This is a genomic window from Neisseria sp. HMSC061H08 (genome assembly GCF_001836795.1).
GTDB lineage: Bacteria > Pseudomonadota > Gammaproteobacteria > Burkholderiales > Neisseriaceae > Neisseria > Neisseria subflava_A.
Genome location: NZ_KV830562.1, coordinates 73,349 through 90,746 on the forward strand (window position 1 = coordinate 73,349; position 17,398 = coordinate 90,746).

15 protein-coding genes and 2 pseudogenes are annotated in these 17,398 nt (G+C 46.9%); 5 read left to right on the plus strand and 12 right to left on the minus strand.

Translation table 11 applies throughout. From position 1 onward, the window contains the following. The gene (locus HMPREF2675_RS04370; RefSeq protein ID WP_070814185.1) at positions 1-1,059 is read left to right on the plus strand and encodes a pseudouridine synthase; all 1,059 of its coding nucleotides are present in this window, start codon (positions 1-3) and stop codon (positions 1,057-1,059) included. A 74-nt stretch (positions 1,060-1,133) separates the two neighbouring features. Here the strand turns inward: HMPREF2675_RS04370 and HMPREF2675_RS11675 are convergent. From HMPREF2675_RS11675 to HMPREF2675_RS04395, 10 genes and pseudogenes are all read right to left on the minus strand, one after another. Further along, positions 1,134-1,205, minus strand: a pseudogene (locus tag HMPREF2675_RS11675) (dioxygenase); the annotation flags it as partial. A 231-nt stretch (positions 1,206-1,436) separates the two neighbouring features. Next, positions 1,437-1,661, minus strand: a complete 225-nt coding sequence (locus tag HMPREF2675_RS11520) for an FMN reductase (RefSeq protein WP_283127792.1) — start codon at positions 1,659-1,661, stop codon at positions 1,437-1,439. A 20-nt stretch (positions 1,662-1,681) separates the two neighbouring features. Then, entirely contained in the window at positions 1,682-2,152 is a 471-nt protein-coding gene (locus tag HMPREF2675_RS04375) for an oxidoreductase (protein ID WP_349251546.1), read from the minus strand. 15 nt (positions 2,153-2,167) lie between these two features. Beyond that, a complete protein-coding gene (locus HMPREF2675_RS11680) occupies positions 2,168-2,398 on the minus strand; it encodes a beta/alpha barrel domain-containing protein (protein ID WP_349251545.1) in 231 nt (76 codons plus the stop codon). A 323-nt stretch (positions 2,399-2,721) separates the two neighbouring features. Further along, the gene (locus tag HMPREF2675_RS11230) at positions 2,722-3,573 is read right to left on the minus strand and encodes an HNH endonuclease (protein ID WP_141759949.1); all 852 of its coding nucleotides are present in this window, start codon (positions 3,571-3,573) and stop codon (positions 2,722-2,724) included. Further along, positions 3,570-5,117, minus strand: a complete 1,548-nt coding sequence (locus HMPREF2675_RS04380) for an AAA family ATPase (RefSeq protein WP_070814186.1) — start codon at positions 5,115-5,117, stop codon at positions 3,570-3,572. The genes HMPREF2675_RS11230 and HMPREF2675_RS04380 overlap by 4 nt, the downstream gene beginning before the upstream one ends. Before the next feature lie 18 nt (positions 5,118-5,135). Beyond that, positions 5,136-5,440: pseudogene (locus tag HMPREF2675_RS10900) on the minus strand (DUF4143 domain-containing protein); the annotation flags it as partial. A gap of 68 nt (positions 5,441-5,508) precedes the next feature. Beyond that, complete coding sequence (gene rlmB, locus HMPREF2675_RS04385; protein ID WP_049322071.1) at positions 5,509-6,258, minus strand: 23S rRNA (guanosine(2251)-2'-O)-methyltransferase RlmB; 750 nt, start codon at positions 6,256-6,258, stop codon at positions 5,509-5,511. A 62-nt stretch (positions 6,259-6,320) separates the two neighbouring features. Then, on the minus strand, positions 6,321-6,629 hold the full coding sequence (locus tag HMPREF2675_RS04390; protein ID WP_003680717.1) for an AzlD family protein: 309 nt from the start codon (positions 6,627-6,629) through the stop codon (positions 6,321-6,323). Then, positions 6,626-7,336 (minus strand): AzlC family ABC transporter permease, encoded by a 711-nt coding sequence (locus HMPREF2675_RS04395; RefSeq protein ID WP_070814187.1) that lies wholly within the window; start codon positions 7,334-7,336, stop codon positions 6,626-6,628. Before HMPREF2675_RS04395 ends, HMPREF2675_RS04390 begins: the two co-directional genes overlap by 4 nt. Before the next feature lie 101 nt (positions 7,337-7,437). Here HMPREF2675_RS04395 and HMPREF2675_RS04400 point away from each other — a divergent pair, with 101 nt between their 5' ends. Both HMPREF2675_RS04400 and HMPREF2675_RS04405 read left to right on the plus strand, forming a co-directional pair. Then, on the plus strand, positions 7,438-8,412 hold the full coding sequence (locus HMPREF2675_RS04400) for a PhoH family protein (protein WP_003746557.1): 975 nt from the start codon (positions 7,438-7,440) through the stop codon (positions 8,410-8,412). 121 nt (positions 8,413-8,533) lie between these two features. Next, positions 8,534-9,520 (plus strand): malate dehydrogenase, encoded by a 987-nt coding sequence (locus HMPREF2675_RS04405; protein ID WP_070814188.1) that lies wholly within the window; start codon positions 8,534-8,536, stop codon positions 9,518-9,520. A 667-nt stretch (positions 9,521-10,187) separates the two neighbouring features. Here the strand turns inward: HMPREF2675_RS04405 and HMPREF2675_RS04410 are convergent. Continuing rightward, positions 10,188-11,624, minus strand: a complete 1,437-nt coding sequence (locus tag HMPREF2675_RS04410) for an NAD-dependent succinate-semialdehyde dehydrogenase (RefSeq protein ID WP_070814189.1) — start codon at positions 11,622-11,624, stop codon at positions 10,188-10,190. 329 nt (positions 11,625-11,953) lie between these two features. Between HMPREF2675_RS04410 and dnaG the strand changes: the two genes are divergently transcribed. After that, positions 11,954-13,726: a DNA primase gene (dnaG, locus tag HMPREF2675_RS04415; protein ID WP_070814190.1), complete on the plus strand. Its 1,773-nt coding sequence runs from the start codon at positions 11,954-11,956 to the stop codon at positions 13,724-13,726. Between the two features lie 194 nt (positions 13,727-13,920). Beyond that, a complete protein-coding gene (gene rpoD, locus HMPREF2675_RS04420) occupies positions 13,921-15,873 on the plus strand; it encodes an RNA polymerase sigma factor RpoD (protein WP_070814191.1) in 1,953 nt (650 codons plus the stop codon). A 113-nt stretch (positions 15,874-15,986) separates the two neighbouring features. On the opposite strand, the gene HMPREF2675_RS04425 is transcribed toward rpoD, so the two are convergent. After that, positions 15,987-17,339 (minus strand): polynucleotide adenylyltransferase PcnB, encoded by a 1,353-nt coding sequence (locus tag HMPREF2675_RS04425; RefSeq protein ID WP_070814192.1) that lies wholly within the window; start codon positions 17,337-17,339, stop codon positions 15,987-15,989. Positions 17,340-17,398: the final 59 nt, after the last annotated feature.

The window sequence follows — 17,398 nt, forward strand, 5'->3', positions numbered from 1 at the left end:
ATGTCCAAACAGCCTTCCAGCAAACGCCAATGGCGCGACGGCGTATCATCTGCCGCCAAGAAACCTTCCAAACCGGCCAAATCCTTTGCCAATAAAAAACGTCCAGACGACGCACGCAAAACATCAGGCAAACCTTACGGCCAAAAAGTTTCAGACGGCCCTAAAGCTCAAAATACCGCGCCAAAACAACGTGCCGCCAAAGCCAAAAAACTGGTTGTCCGCAACCCCAACCAAAAAATCATGGAACACGCCCGCGATTTGAAAGAACGCCGCAGCGACCTTTCCCGCTTTGAACCCGAGCGCCTGCAAAAAGTCCTGGCCGCATCCGGCGTCGGCTCACGCCGCGAAATGGAAGAATGGATCAGCAACGGCTGGGTAACGGTCAACGGCCGCGTCGCCCAACTGGGCGAAAAAGTTACGCCCGACGACCACGTTACCGTCAAAGGCAGCATTATCAAACTCAAATGGGCAGACCGCCTGCCACGCATCATCCTCTACTACAAACAAGAAGGCGAAATCGTTTCCCGCGACGACCCGCAAGGCCGCGTCAGCATCTTCGACCGCCTGCCGCAAGCAGCCAGCAGCCGCTGGGTAGCCATCGGCCGATTGGACATCAATACCAGCGGCCTTTTGATCCTGACCACTTCAGGCGAACTTGTTCAACGCTTTGCCCACCCCAGCTTTGAAGTCGAACGCGAATACGCCGTACGCGTATTGGGCGAGTTGACCACCGAACAAATGCGCGTCCTGACCGAAGAAGGCGTCATGCTCGAAGACGGTCTAGCAAAAGTAGAACGCATCTACGAACAAGGCGGCGAAGGCGCAAACAAATGGTACAACGTCGTCATCAAAGAAGGCCGCAACCGCGAAGTACGCCGCATTTTTGAAAGCCAAGGCCTGACCGTCAGCCGCCTCGTCCGCGTAGGCTTCGGCCCTATCGGCCTGCCAAACCGCCTTAAACGCGGCCAGTTCTACGAACTCAATCCGGCAGAAGTCGCCAACATCATCAAATGGGCGGACATGCTGCTGCCTGGCGAACGTCGCCGGAAGAAAAGTTAATGTAAGATAAATTGGGGCTGAGGCCTTTACAAAATCGTCTCAGCCCGACAAAATCTTGCCCAAGTCATAAAATAGTGGGTATTGAAAGGATTTTCCTTATCCAACACATTAATCGGACTGCCATGTCCGACAAATAATACAGGCATTTTTTCATCGTTGCCTCCTTAATATCTGATGAGGCGGATTGTACGGATAAATGATTAAGCAATAAATCTCAATTTACGAACAATATAATTTCCAAATAGGAAATGATGAAATATTTTTTAGCTTTGCTGCAAAGTTAGAAATAGGTCGTCTGAAAATGTTTTCAGACGACCTCTTGCTATAAGAAACTGTTTTAACCAATCTCTTTTACTAACATTCAACCGCTTTCATCATCAAGCCCTGCCCGTACTTAACCCTGCCTTGCCGTTTTCCCACAAAGTTTTCAGTAAAACTTTCCACGCCGACAATTTAGGATTGGGCTGTTTGCCTTGTCCGATCAAGTCCATTTGCGTCATATACCAGTTTATTTCCAGCATCGCGCCCGCTTTTTTATCAACCAACGCCACGCCCGTTTGGATGCGGTCGGCCTGCACGGTTTGGTAAGTGCCGTTTTGCATTTTGTTTGCCAAATCAGGGACTAAGGCAAACGGGCGGGCAACGCCGACCAAATCCAGAGCGCTTCTTCCATGGCGGTTTGCGAACGGAAGCCGCCGGTGATAATCAGCGGGGCTTGGCTGACTGCACGGGCTTTTTCGGCGTAATCGATGAAGAAGGCTTCGCGTTTGCGGGTGCTGTCTTTGGCGGCGAGCATTTGCGGGCTTTCGTAGTTTCCACCGGAAACTTCAATAAAATCAATGCCCATTTCCGATAGCTTTTGTACCACTTGTACCGACTCGCTTTCGTCAAATCCGCCTTTTTGGAAATCTGCCGAATTGAGTTTTACGCCGACCAAGAAATCTTTGCCCACGGCAGCGCGGATGGCAGTGTAGGTTTCCAAAAGGAAGCGCATACGGTTTTCCAAGCTGCCGCCCCATTGATCTTGGCGGCGGTTGTGGTGCGGTGAGAGGAATTGGCTGATGAGATAGCCGTGCGCGGCGTGAATTTGTATGCCTGAAAAGCCTGCTTATTCAGCAATTTTCGCGGTTTGCACGAATTGCTGAATCAGCCCGTTGATTTCATCGGCAGTCAATTCGCGCGGCGGATTGATAAAGCCGTCCATGCCCACCAACGGCACGGCGCTAGGCGCAAGTGGGGTTTTATTGATCACCGCAGGCGACTGTTTGCCCGCATGGTTGATTTGCATGATGAGCAGCGTGTCGTTTTGTGTGCCGGCTTTCGCCCATTTTTTTAGCATCTCAAGGCTGCGGCCGTCTGAAATTACCACATCGTTTATCGAATTATCGGGAAAGATGGGGGATGTCAAAGGGAATTTTTAGAAGATGGTTTTAGCACAGAAATTCGCTACAGATAAAATGGCGGGCAAAAGCCCACCCTATCTAGTGCTTACACGCCCATTTTCCACGCGGAGATATGTTTCAAATTATCCATTAAAGGGGCGTTAGATTTTCAGGCATTTTTGCAATCAGCCTTTAAAATCTGACCGCTTGAAAAACTTACTATCAAAGCAAAAATTCCTTGGAGTAGAGCATTAGGAAATTTTATACATATTTTAAGTTTTTAATTTGCTGACCAGATATCTGAAAGTTTATTTTTAATAGCTAAGAATAAGACTCTTTTCCAAGAATTAACCCTTGATTCATTTTGAATAACTGACTCTATTATACTCGATTCAAACATATCTTTACTCATACCACAAGCCTTAGAGGCTTCTATTTGATTTAATAAGTCCGATAATGGACCTACTGCTTTTTTAGAAAAACGTTCTGCAAGATTAAAAGTCTGAAAATGAAAACGGATTTTTTCTTTTTTGTCATTTGACCATGTTGCAGGAGGAACAACAGAATATGTAACAGTTTCTTCCATATACACAGCGTATAACCACTGTTGGTTAAAAAAACAATCATCATCCAAATAAGGATGAATTAATTGTTCATCCTTACTTATAGGGAAAAACTCTTTTTTATATTCTGTATTACAATCCTTACATATTGGAATTAAGTTATAAGGCAACACAGAGAAATGTCCATATCTTGCTTTAGGAAGAAAATGATCTAACTGTGTAGGGTCACCAATTCCCCCGCAAAAAGGACATTGTATTAGAGGAGATTTTGCCAAATTAATAATTGTGTTATATACATCTCCACATCTACAATCACGTAAACAGTACTCATATAACTTAACCATATGCTCATTTTCTAAACTACCTGTAATATGTATTGACTTAGGTAAAATATTATTAAACATATATAAATTATTTGCTCTAGAATAGCTTTCGTAATCATTTCCTTTATTTATGAGAAAATTTTGGTTATTTAATACATGTTGTTTATAATTCACATCCCTTTCACAGCACAAATTAATAACTTCGCTATGTGATTGTATAGAGTTAGGTAAGACTAATCGGATCATTTTATTTCTCCATTAATTTTTTTATCCCTTAACCTAATTAATGTTTTTAATAAAATCTTTGCTTCTGTTCCAAGTTGTTCTTTAAATTCCAAAACAATTTCCTCATAACTATTATTGTCTTTAACTTTTGAATCCAGAATCTTATGAAAACCAGACTTGGTAACCTCTAAACCAAAAACCTCTCTTGTTAGTACTCCTACGTTTTCTCCAAACGTTTCAATATTAGGTCTGAAAGGATCGGTTCTTGTTCCTGTTCGCTCAATTTTCCAGACACATGATTTTGGGATTTCCTGTAGTACAACTGGTGAATGTGTTGCAATAATTGCAATACCATTTCTATTGTCAAGTAATTCAGATAAAGCCCGAATAAATGCGGAAAGAAGTGGGGGATGGAGATGACTTTCAGGCTCATCGAGTAAAACAAGGGTTTTTTCTTCAACTTTTGCAACTAATTGAGTCATGATTAATAAAACAGAAGCATGTCCTGAACTCATTTTTTTAATAACTCTTAATACCTTTTCCTTATTATAGTCATCATTCATTAAACCACTTAAGTTCATTTCTGAAAAATTATTATCTGATTCTAAATTTTTAATTGCATTTAGCCATCGTTCTTTCTTAGCAAATAACGATTTACATATAGAAAATGCATCCCAAAAATCTTCTTTAAAATAATTTACTGGCTCTTTAAGCTTCTCGTTAGATTCTTTTAATCCAATATAATGGTAATATTTCAGTTCTTTTCTATTTGGAATAAATGGATCAAACACACTAAAAGACACAGCAACTAAATGACTAAAATAATCATCACCAATCGGTTTAAATTCGTTCCCAGAGAAAATACTTAAAGGATTTTTTTCATAAAACCCACCTTCATTATTATCAGTTTTATCTATGTATGATTTAATCATTCCGTTTAACAGTGTTGTTTTGCCAACACCATTTCTACCAATAATAGCGTGTATATTTGAACTTGGCATAGAGTTTGCAATAACATTAAACTCAAGACTTATTTTTCCTATATTGTCTTTTTCACTTCGAATAAAATAAAAGTTAAAATCATCTAATTTAGATTTTCCATCCAGTATTCGTCTAAATTGCTCTTCAATTGTTTGTTTTCTGATACTTCTCATTAAAGAGGTATTGAAAACAGGTTCATTCTGAAATTTATCAAAGAACTCTGGCTTATGTACAATATCATTTAAACTATTTAAAATTACTGTTCTTATATCTTCTGGTAATTTCTGTATTTCGACATAAAATTCGACATCTTGACCAAGAGAAAAAAATGAGTCTGGTAGTAAATTAAATGCATTGGAATTAAAAATTTCTTGGATTTTTTTGTAAGTAGCAATTTCTTCTGTTTGTCCTTCAAATCCTATTTTAACATTACCTATACGATATACATTTCCTCCATTATCAAATACATTCATAAAAAACATAGTTACATAGCTATAATCATTCCATAAGTCTATAGTTAAACAGACTAAATTTTTAGCATGATAAGGTAACTTTTCATTCCTACCTAATAATTTGAATTGCATGTTTACTCCTTAATAAATCTACAAATCAATTCTATACAACGGCACATTCACCAGCCAATCCTGCTCTCTATAGTCCGCCATGGAAAAACGAATTGCTTGCTCAGGCTGAAATTGTTCTACATACACTTTCAAACTTTTCGCTTTTAAATTTTCTTCTGCTTTGACTTCAATCGGAATCACAGCTTGCTTACGTTGCAGAACAAAATCGACCTCTGCTGTACCTTTTTCAGTTGCCCAATAGAAAACAGAGTTTTCCTGTGTGGCAATAGTTGTTGCAGCACATATTGTTTGGTCATTACACCTTTGGATTCAGTGAAAATTCGGTAAAAACGTCGTCTGAAAACCGAATTTCCGGTTTTCAGACGACGTTTTCTGTTCACAAACCTAAGCGTTATTTCTCTGCTTTCAACACCCGCTGACGGCGGGTTTCGCTCAATACCATGCCCGCGCTGACGGAAACGTTCATGCTTTCTACCGTGCCAAACATCGGAATTGATACCAGCATATCGCAATGTTCGCGCGTCAGGCGGCGCATGCCCTCGCCTTCGTTGCCCATTACCCAAGCCACGCTGTCGGGCAAGTCGCAGTGGTAAAGGTCGGAGTCGCCGCCCATGTCCGTACCGACAATCCAAATGCCGTATTCTTTCAGCTCACGCAAAGTACGGGCAAGATTGGTTACGGTAATATACGGCACGGTTTCCGCCGCACCACAGGCAACCTTGCTGACGGTCGCATTCAGGCCGGCACTTTTGTCTTTAGGTGCAATCACGGCATGTACACCCATCGCATCGGCAGTACGCAGACACGCGCCGAGGTTGTGCGGATCGGTAATGCCGTCCAATACCAGCAAAAACGGCGGTTCGCTCAGGTTTTCCAACACATCTTCCAAGTGAACATGGTTTTTGGAAGCATCGATAAACCCGACCACGCCCTGATGACGCGCCCCTTTGCTGATGGCATTCAGGCGGTCGGCATCGGCAAAATGCACACGTACGTTTTCAGAGGCCGCTTTATCCAATACATCGCGGGTGCGCGCATCGGATTTGCCCTCTTGGATATAGAGTTCGGTAATCGATTTCGGGTTTTGCCACAAACGGGCATTGACGGCGTGAAAGCCATAGATGAGTCGTTGGTTTGCCATGTTTTTGCTTTATCAAAAAATTCAGACGGCCATTATAACAAGTAAGGCCGTCTGAAAATTTTTTATTTCATCAAATAACCGAGTATGCCCGAAGTACCAACGCCGATTAATACCGTCACCAACATCGAAAACCGGCTGGCCGCCAATACCGTCAAAGCAATGGCAATCAGCTCATGCGGTTTGTCCGATACAAAATAAGGCGCAATCACGGAAATCAACACGCAGCCCGGTGCGGCCTCCATCACCACTTGCGCACGACGGCTTAACGTACGGTTGCGCAATGCAAAAAAGCCGATTAATCGGGTCGAATAGGTAACGGCCAACATACTCAAAAACAGCAAAAACGATTGCAGCGACAACAAATCCTTCATTTTTGCTCTCCCCAAAAATACGCCGCCAACAAACCCGACAACGCTCCGGCCGGAACATACCATGCGCCGTCCACGGTCAAATAGGTTACGCACGCCACAATCAGGCTGACAAACCAAGGGCGTGAAGCCGCAAAGCTCTTCCACATACCGCGCAACAACACCAAAAACACCGCCGGAAACGCCATGCCGAAGCCCCATGCCGCCACATCGCCGAACATCGGGCCGACTGCCGCGCCAAACGCCGCAAAACCAATCCAAGTTACATACAAAATAAAGCACACGCCGGCATAAAACGGCATATTGAACGCAGGCAAACCTGCCGCCTTACGCTTTTGAATTTCAGCAAACGCCATTGCCCAGCTTTCATCACACATCACAAACAGCGCAGGCATCGCCTTTTTCAACGGCATATCCCTCATATACGGCGCAATCGCCGCACCCATCAGAATATGGCGCGAATTAATCATAAACGTAACCGTTGCAATCAGCAGAATCGGCAAAGGATTTGCCCACAAATTGACTGCGGCGAATTCCGAACCTCCGGCAAAGTTCATGCCCGTCATCAGCAGCATTTCCAGCCAACTCATGCCCTTCTGCCCGCCCTGCATACCCAAAATCAGCGCCCACGGCAACAAGCCGATCAGCATGGGCGAGGTTTCTTTAATACCGCGCAGAAATTCCGATTGAGGAGAAGCAGTGTGACTCATTTTAATTGAAACGGTTTATCAAAAAGAAGCGACGTATTATAAAGCATGCCGTCTGAACAAGGGTATAATACGGAAAAATAGATTTATTTACGGAAACCGATATGACCCACACCGTCCATCTGCAGTTTGAAGAAATTGACAATACCGTGTTGCAACGCCTGTGCGGCGCGCTCGACAGCAATCTTGAAGCCTTAGGCAAAGCCCTTGATATCCAAATCAGCCGCCGCTTCGAACATTTCACCTTCATGGGCGAACTGGCACACGCCGGCCGCCGTGCCTTGCTGTCGCTTGCCGAAGCCGCAGAAAAAGGCGACTTGGACGACAACGCCATCAGCCTCGCGGCCGTCGAAGCCAAAACCGCAGATGAAAAACACGAAGAAAAACACCACGACCAACAATACTATTTCCGCACCAAACGCGGCAGCATCGGCGGCCGCACCCCGCGCCAAAACGGCTATATCCGCGCCTTACTCAACCACGATGTCGTGTTCGGCTTAGGCCCTGCCGGTACGGGTAAGACCTATCTTGCCGTTGCCGCCGCCGTCGATGCCATGGAAAAGCACCAAATCGAACGCATCGTTTTGGTGCGCCCCGCAGTCGAAGCAGGCGAAAAACTCGGCTTCCTGCCGGGCGATTTAGCGCAAAAAGTCGACCCCTACCTGAGACCGCTTTACGATGCGCTTTATGACTTGATGGGTTTCGACCGCGTAACCAAACTGATGGAAAAAGGTTTGATTGAAATTGCGCCGCTGGCCTATATGCGCGGCCGCACCTTAAATGGCGCGTATGTCATTTTGGACGAAGCGCAAAACACCACGCCCGAACAAATGAAAATGTTCCTGACCCGTATCGGCTTCGGTGCCAAAGCAGTCATTACCGGCGACATCAGCCAAATCGACCTGCCGCGCAACATCAAATCCGGCCTGAAAGATGCACGCGAAAAACTGCGCGATGTAGAAGGCCTGTATTTCCACACCTTCACCAGCGAAGACGTTGTCCGCCATCCATTGGTACAGAAAATCGTCGAAGCCTATGAAGCTGCCGAAGAACAAGCTGAAAAGAAAAACGACGAATAATCTTTTCAAACACTGAAGGCCGTCTGAAAATCAAATTTCAGACGGCCTTCCTACATCATTCGGCACATAATACTGCTATAATCCGAAAACCAAGTAAAACAACGACTTCAAAAGGAAAAATATGACTCTCAAGCCACCCGTCCGAATCGCCGTTACCGGCGCGGCAGGGCAAATCGCCTACGCCACCCTCTTCCGTATCGCCGGCGGCATCATGCTCGGACGCGACCAACCCGTTATCCTGCAACTGCTCGACCTGCCGCAGGCGCAACAAGCATTACGCGGCGTGATTATGGAAATGCAGGATTGCGCCTTCCCCCTCTTAGCCGACATCTTCGCCACAGACGATCCCGAAGTCGCCTTCAAAGATGCCGACATCGCCCTCTTGATTGGTGCGCGCCCGCGTACGCAAGGCATGGAACGCGCCGACCTGCTGCATGCCAACGCTGAAATTTTCAAAGTACAAGGCGCGGCGTTGAACAAAGTTGCCCATCGCAATGTCAAAGTCCTCGTCGTCGGCAACCCGGCCAACACCAACGCCTACATCGCCATGAAGTCCGCGCCCGACATCCCGCCGGAAAACTTCACCGCCCTGATGCGACTCGACCACCACCGCGCAGTCAGCCAAATTGCCGAAAAAATCAACCGCCCGATTACTTCCATCGAGCAAATGTGCGTCTGGGGCAACCACAGCCCGACCATGTACGCCGACTACCGCTACGCCACCAGCAACGGCGAGTCCGTCCAAGACATGATTACCGAACCCGACTGGAACACCGAAGTCTTCATGCCGAAAATCGCCGGACGCGGTGCCGCCATTATTGCCGCACGCGGCTCATCATCCGCGGCCTCCGCAGCCAATGCCGCCATCTACCACCTGCGCGACTGGTTGCTCGGCAGCAGCGGTAAATGGATAACCATGGGCGTTCCATCCGACGGCTCTTACGGCATTCCCGAAGGTTTGATTTTCGGCTTCCCCGTCATTTGCGACGAAGGCAGCTACCGCATCGTCCAAGGCTTGGATTTGTCGGACGAATTCAGCCAAAAACGTATTGCCGCTACGCTGGCCGAATTAGAAGAAGAACGTTCAGCCATCCATGATCTACTCTAAACCAGAGGCCGTCTGAAAACCAAATTTCAGACGGCCTAAATAATTAAATGCCCGTTCTACAATCATTTTTAAAAACTAGAATGGCACTCTTTGTCCTTGTTTATCTTTAAGATGCCATTGACCTGACGGTGTACAACCGCCGCCACTACCGCCGACAGCATAATGATCACAATTCGGATCAAGCCGTTTCCCTTGAGAATATGAGCCATTTGTCAAATCGTCTCCATCAAAGGAACTGCATGCGCCGGTGAAAGCTACGCAAAACAGGACTAAAAATTTCTTCAACATTCACATCACCTTTTTTATAAAAGTCACACCACAAAATTGCAGCCTAGATAAAGTTCCCACGCTATCGATATGAGCCACACTGTGTGAGCAAAAAAAACAATCCTTCCTTGCTCACGGTTGTATTATCCAAAATTTCCGCTGCCATCACTCAAAAAACTACAGCTAGAAACTTGAAATACACATCCAACAAGATTAAAAACATCAAAATAGTTATCAAACTAATTTTATAAACATGTGACAAAATTTTTGCAACTTTGTTTCTTATGGTTTTGCTTTTTATAAAGATCGTTCTCACAATATGAAAATTATCCGATACCTTTTCTGCGTTTAAAAAAGGCCGTCTGAAAACCAAATTTCAGACGGCCTTTACTGTACAGCCTTATTCCGCCACATCAATACACAAATATTTCAATTCCAAATACTCGTCCGCACCGTATTTGCTGCCTTCACGTCCCAAACCGCTGCGTTTTACGCCACCAAACGGTGCTACTTCATTACTGATTAAGCCCGTATTGATGCCGACCATGCCGTATTCCAAGGCTTCGCCGACGCGCCACTGACGGGCGGTGTCGGAGGTGAAAAGGTAAGCTGCCAAACCGTATTCTGTATTGTTCGCAGCCGCGATGACTTCGGCTTCGGTTTCAAAACGGAATACTGGACACAACGGCCCGAAGGTTTCTTCATGCGCCACCGCCATTTGCGCCGTTACGCCGCTTAAGACGGTCGGCTCAAAAAATGTTCCGCCCAACGCGCTGCGTTTGCCGCCGGTCAGACAACTTGCACCTTTAGCTAATGCGTCGGCAATGTGTTGCTCAACTTTTTCTACCGCTTTTTCCTCAATCAGCGGCCCTTGGTTGACGCCCTCATCCAAGCCGTTGCCCAATTTGAGCGCGGCTACTTTTTCGCTTAATTTGCGGCAAAATTCGTCGTAAATGCCGGATTGAGCATAAACGCGGTTGGTGCAGACGCAGGTCTGGCCGCTGTTGCGGAACTTGCTGGCAAGTGCGCCTTCGACGGCTTTGTCCAAATCGGCATCGTCAAACACGATAAACGGCGCGTTGCCGCCCAGCTCCAAACTGAGTTTTTTAATGTCCGCCGCGCTGTCGGCAAAAATTTTCGCGCCGACTTCGGTCGAGCCGGTAAAGCTGATTTTGCGCACGGTCGGGTTCGTGGCAAATTCATGACTGATTTCCGAAGCGCGGCCACTGACGACGGGCAACAAATCCTGCGGTACGCCCGCTTCATAAGCCAAGACAGCCAATGCATACGCACTCAAAGGTGTGAGCGATGCAGGTTTAACGATCATCGCGCAGCCCACCGCCAAAGCAGGCGCAGCCTTGCGCGCAATCATCGCAGATGGGAAGTTCCACGGTGTAATCGCAGCGGTAACGCCGACAGGCTGTTTCAATACAACCAGTTTTTGCGACGCTTTCACACTCGTCAACACATCGCCGTCAATCCGCCGAGCCTCTTCCGCAAACCAGCGCACAAACGAAGCCGCATAATCAATTTCACCACGCGCCTCAGTCAGGCTTTTGCCCTGCTCCATCGTCATGATACGCGCCAGTTCTTCTTTGTTTTCTTTAATTAAAAAATACCAACGCCACAACACATCGGCGCGCTCCAACGCAGTTTTTGCCGCCCATAATTTTTGCGCGGTCTCTGCCTTTTGAATCAAAAGCTTCAGGCCGTCTGAATCAGTCTTACGGACAAACGCCAAAGCCTCACCTGTTGCAGGGTTATCAACTTTAATGGCATCTGGGATCGGAGAAAAGGAAATATCGGGATGGTTGAGCAAACGAGCAAAATCTTTCATGAGAAACGACCTTTCTAAAACCGAGGATATACGTTCATTATCATATTCATACCATGAAAGCGCAACTGAATCGCAAAATAAGACAACAGCAAAGGCCGTCTGAATATCTTACAGCCGATCTTTGGTTTAGCGACATCATATCCATCTTAATTACAAATGAAATACGATTATTAATACTCTACCTCAAAAGGATAAGACACATGTATTACAACAATTTGCTATAATACAAAACTCATTTCAACCCTCATTCGAAATTCCATTTTCAGACGGCCTTTGTCTGTTTATAAGGCCGTCTGAAATGTTTTCCGTCCATCCTCTTCTGCCGAACCATGATTCCATCTGATTTCATTGACGAGCTTTTGTCCAAAGTCGATATTGTCGATATTATCGACGAGCAGGTTCCGCTGAAGAAAGGCGGGGCGAACTATATGGCTTGTTGTCCATTCCACAAGGAAAAGACACCGTCGTTTTCGGTCAGCCCGACCAAGCAGTTTTACCATTGTTTCAGTTGCGGGGCGCATGGTTCGGCGATTGGTTTTGTGATGGAGCATCAAGGGCTGTCGTTTCCGGAGGCGGTGCAGTTTTTGGCTGATCGTGTGGGCATGACGGTGCCTAAAGTTCGTGGGCAGGAAGACAATCCCGAAATCCGTGCCGAACGCAAGAAAAAACAGCAGACTTTGGAAGAAACGACGGCAGCGGCAGCGGATTTTTACGCGCAACAGTTGAAATTCAATCCGGCAGCGAAAACTTATTTAGACAAACGCGGCTTGAGTGCGGAAGTCATCGCGCATTACGGTTTGGGCTATGCACCTGACGGTTGGCAGCCTTTGGCACAAGTGTTCCAACCGTACCCGAATACTGCGTTGGTGGATACGGGCATGGTCATTGATAACGAAGGTAAACATTATGACCGCTTTCGCCATCGGATTATGTTCCCTATCCGTAATCCGCGTGGGCAGGTCATCGGATTTGGCGGCCGCGTATTGGACGACTCCAAACCCAAATACCTCAACTCGCCGGACACTCCTTTGTTCGATAAAGGGAAAAACCTTTACGGGCTATATGAAGGGCGTGCTGCCGTAAAAGAGGCCGGACGGATTTTGGTGGTCGAAGGTTACATGGACGTGGTCGCGCTGGCGCAGTTCGGCATCGGCTACGGCGTGGCGGCTCTAGGTACGGCAACCACGGCGGAACATGTCAAAATCCTAATGCGTCAGGCAGACAGTATTTATTTTTGTTTTGACGGCGACGGCGCGGGACGTAAAGCGGCTTGGCGCGCGCTGGAAAATGCGTTGCCGCAATTAAAAGACGATAAATCGCTACATTTTCTCTTCCTGCCCGAAGAACACGACCCCGACAGCTACATTCGCACCTACGGTAAGACGCAATTTGAAGATGCTTTGTTAAACCAAAGCAAGCCCCTATCCGAATATTTTTGGGAACATCTTTCAGACGGCCTCAACCTCAATACGCAAGAAGGCAAAGCAGAGTTGGTCAAAACCAGTTCTCCGCTTTTGGCTCAGATTACCGCGCCGGCATTGGGCTATCTTCTAAAACAAAAACTCAGCGAGCTGGTAGGCATTGACCCGGACAACCTCGCCCAGTTACTCGGACAAGAAGCGCCAAAGCGGCACGTCAAACAAAAAAGTTACAAACTGCCGCCCATTTCTGTCAAACAGCCAACCATGCTGACACTGGTTCAAAGACAGATACGCAGCCTCTTGATAAATCCGGCTTGGGCTTCATATATAGACCTGCCCGATTATCTGGCTTTAAGCGGCGACTTTGCCTGCCTTGCCAATCTGGCCGAAACCATCAAACATCACGATACGACTCCTGCAACCGCACAAGTGCTTGAATATATGCGCGGTTCGCCCTATGAGGAAACCGTCAATCAAATCTTTTTATCGACCCTTCACTCTGAAGAAATGGAAGGGGATGACGAAGAAGATTGCGAAAGTTTCCAAATCGGCATGAAAAAGTTGTTAAATGAATTAAAATACAGTCAAATCGAAACTTTAAAGCAAAAAAGTATTCAAACTGGTTTGACCGAAAATGAAAAAAGACTTTTGCTGTCGCTTTTGACGGCAAAGCAAAACTAACCCCTCAGGCCGTCTGAACAATCTAAACACACGCTGCGAAACATGACACGCAGAACACTCCATCTGTAATATTTTCAGACGGCCTCAGAGTATTAAAGTGAAATCTGATTTCACAACAAAAAGCTCTGCTCCGCCTTCAGGTACGGCTACATCACCGTAAACCGTCGGCATCCTATCAACCTAGAGAGCAATCCATGTCTAAAAACCAAAACTACGAAGAATACCAAGACCAAGACGACAACCGTCCCTTGAGTATCGAAGAGCAGCGCGCGCGTCTGCGCCAACTCATTATCATGGGTAAAGAACGCGGCTACATCACTTATTCTGAAATTAACGACGCGCTGCCCGACGATATGTCCGACGCCGAGCAAATCGACAACATCGTCAGCATGATTTCCGGTTTGGGTATCCAGGTAACCGAGCAGGCTCCTGATGCTGAAGACATCCTCTTGAGCGACAACGCCGCCGCCATGACCGACGACGATGCCGTTGAAGAAGCCGAAGCAGCACTCTCCAGTGCAGATTCAGAATTTGGCCGCACTACCGACCCTGTGCGTATGTATATGCGTGAAATGGGGCAAGTCGATCTGTTGACGCGTGAAGACGAAATCATCATCGCCAAAAAAATCGAAAATGCACTGAAAAACATGGTGCAGGCCATTTCCGCCTGCCCTGGTTCAATTGCCGAAATTTTGGCTTTGATCGAACAAGTCCGCAACGACGAAATTCGTGTGGATGAAGTGGTTGAAGCCATCATCGACCCTAATGAAGTTTTATTAAACGAATTGGGTCTGGGTCATTTGGAAAATGCCAAACCTGACGATGAAGAAGGCGAGACCGACAGCGAAGTCGAAGATGACGACGAAGATGATGAAGATGACTCCGGCAGCGATTCCGAAGCCATGTCCGCCGCCCATTTGGCCGAACTGAAACAAAAAGTGTTGGAACATTTCGCCTTTATCGAGAGCGAATACGGCAAAATGATCAAGCAGCTGGAAAAACACGGCAGCCAACACGCCAACTACCTGAAACACCGCGATGCCATTGCCAACAAACTGCTGGAAGTCCGTTTTGCCACACGCCAAATCGAAAATTTGAGCAGCAACCTGCGCAGCCGCGTTGAAAACATCCGCAAACTCGAACGCGAAATCCGCGATATCTGCATCGACCGCGTACGTATGGAACGCGACTACTTCATCGAAAACTTCCTGCCTGCTATTACCGATTTGGAATGGGTTGAAAAAGAAGTAGCCAAAGGCCGAGTGTGGGCCAATGCTTTAGATCGTTTCCGCCACGCCATCCTCGAAAAACAAGCCGAGCTGGCTAATATGGAAACCGAAACCCGCATTTCCATCGAAGAGTTGAAAGAAATCAACAAAAACATGGTGCTGAGCGAGAAAGAAACCTCAGCCGCCAAACAGGAAATGATTCAGGCCAACTTGCGTTTGGTTATTTCCATTGCAAAAAAATACACCAACCGCGGCTTGCAATTCCTTGATTTGATTCAAGAAGGCAATATCGGTCTGATGAAGGCGGTAGACAAATTCGAATACCGCCGAGGCTACAAGTTCTCTACTTATGCCACATGGTGGATCCGTCAAGCGATTACCCGTTCCATCGCCGACCAAGCGCGTACCATCCGTATTCCGGTTCACATGATTGAAACCATCAACAAAATGAACCGTATCTCGCGCCAATACCTGCAAGAAACCGGTGAAGAGCCTGATTCCGCCAAACTGGCCGAGCTAATGGAAATGCCGGAAGACAAAATCCGCAAAATCATGAAAATCGCCAAAGAGCCGATTTCCATGGAAACACCGATTGGCGATGACGATGATTCGCACTTGGGCGACTTCATCGAGGATGCCAACAACGTTGCTCCGGCAGAAGCTGCGATGTACACCAGCCTGCACGAAGTAACCAAAGAAATCCTCGAAAGCCTGACACCGCGCGAAGCCAAAGTTTTGCGTATGCGTTTCGGTATCGATATGAATACCGACCACACTTTGGAAGAAGTCGGCAAACAATTTGACGTAACTCGTGAACGTATCCGTCAAATCGAAGCCAAGGCCCTGCGCAAGCTACGCCACCCGACCCGCAGCGACCGCCTCCGCAGCTTCCTCGACAGCGAAGAAAACAAATCGTAAAAGCAAACCGCAGGTTGAAAGACCTGCGGTTTTTTTGAAATACGAAGGCCGTCTGAAAACCAAATCTCAAAAGATTTAATCGTTTCAGACGGCCTTAAATTTATTTTGATAATTTATTCAGCCTCAGTGGTTTTCTTTTTCGGACGACGGCGGCGACGTTTGGGTTTTCCATCAGTTGATCCACTTTGTTTCTGACGTTTGTGATCATTAGCCGCAGTCATTTGCTGACGGGTTTCCTCATCGGCATGTTGGAAAGTTGTCCACCAAGAAGCCATCTCTTTATCAACCTCACCAACCTCGCTACGCAAAATCAGAAAATCATAAGCGGCTCGGAAACGGGCTTGCGATAGTAGGCGATACGGGCGGGCGCCGCGCATATTGTCGAATTGCGGCTGAAATTGCCAGATTTCACGCATAGTTGCAGAAAATCGTTGCGGTACGCCCCAACCTTTCTCTACTGTGTCACGCATGGTGTTCATCGCATCCATCAATGCAGGGACAGGTTTTTGTCCATGGCTTAAATTGCGTTGCCACATAGCATTTAGTGTCGGCCACAATACCGCCGCCAATACGAAACCGACGGAAACGGACTTATCCGCACGGATACGCTCATCGGTATTTTTCAAGGCCAACATAATCATACGGTTTTCAGCCGCTTCAGCAGTTTTCAAGGCATCTAAAAGCGGATGGATGCCTTCGGGAATACCCAAATCGTTCAACCGTTTCAAACAGGCACGGGAATAACCGGAAAACAGGATTTTCAGAATTTCGTCAAAAAGACGGGCCACCGGCTCATTTTTCAGACGGCCTGCATATTCGGCAATCGGCAACGCCGTTTGCTCTTCCACTTCAAAACCCAATTTGCCCGACAAACGGACGGCGCGAAGAATACGGACAGGATCTTCCTGATAGCGTTCGGCAGGATCGCCTATCATCACCAATTTTTTATCGGCAACATCAGCCACGCCCTGATGAAAGTCCCAAATTTCCTCTTTAATCGGGTCGTAATACAGCGCATTGCAAGTAAAGTCGCGGCGCATGGCATCTTCTTCAATGCTGCCGTAAGTATTGTCCTTCATAATGCGGCCTTGCGCATTTTGCTGAACCTTATCGCCACCGCGGAACGTCGTGACTTCAATGGTTTCAGGGCCGATCATCACATGAACGATTTGGAAGCGGCGGCCGATAATGCGGCTGCGGCGGAATACTTTGCGGATTTGCTCCGGCGTGGCATCGGTTGCGATATCAAAGTCTTTGGGCTCGACCCCGAGCAACAAATCCCGAACGGCCCCGCCCACAACATAAGCCTGAAAACCGGCTTCATACAGGCGTTTGGCAATTTTCTCCGCGGCAAAGCTCAACATATCCGCGCGGATACCGTGTTGCTCAAGCGGGATAATTTCCTTTTCGGGCAACGATTTGACGTGTTTTTTAGGCAACACTTTATGCAGCCATTTCTTTAACATAAGCAGCTCTTTTCACAATAAAAAAGGCCGTCTGAAACTTGTCTGGCTTAAGCCTTTGC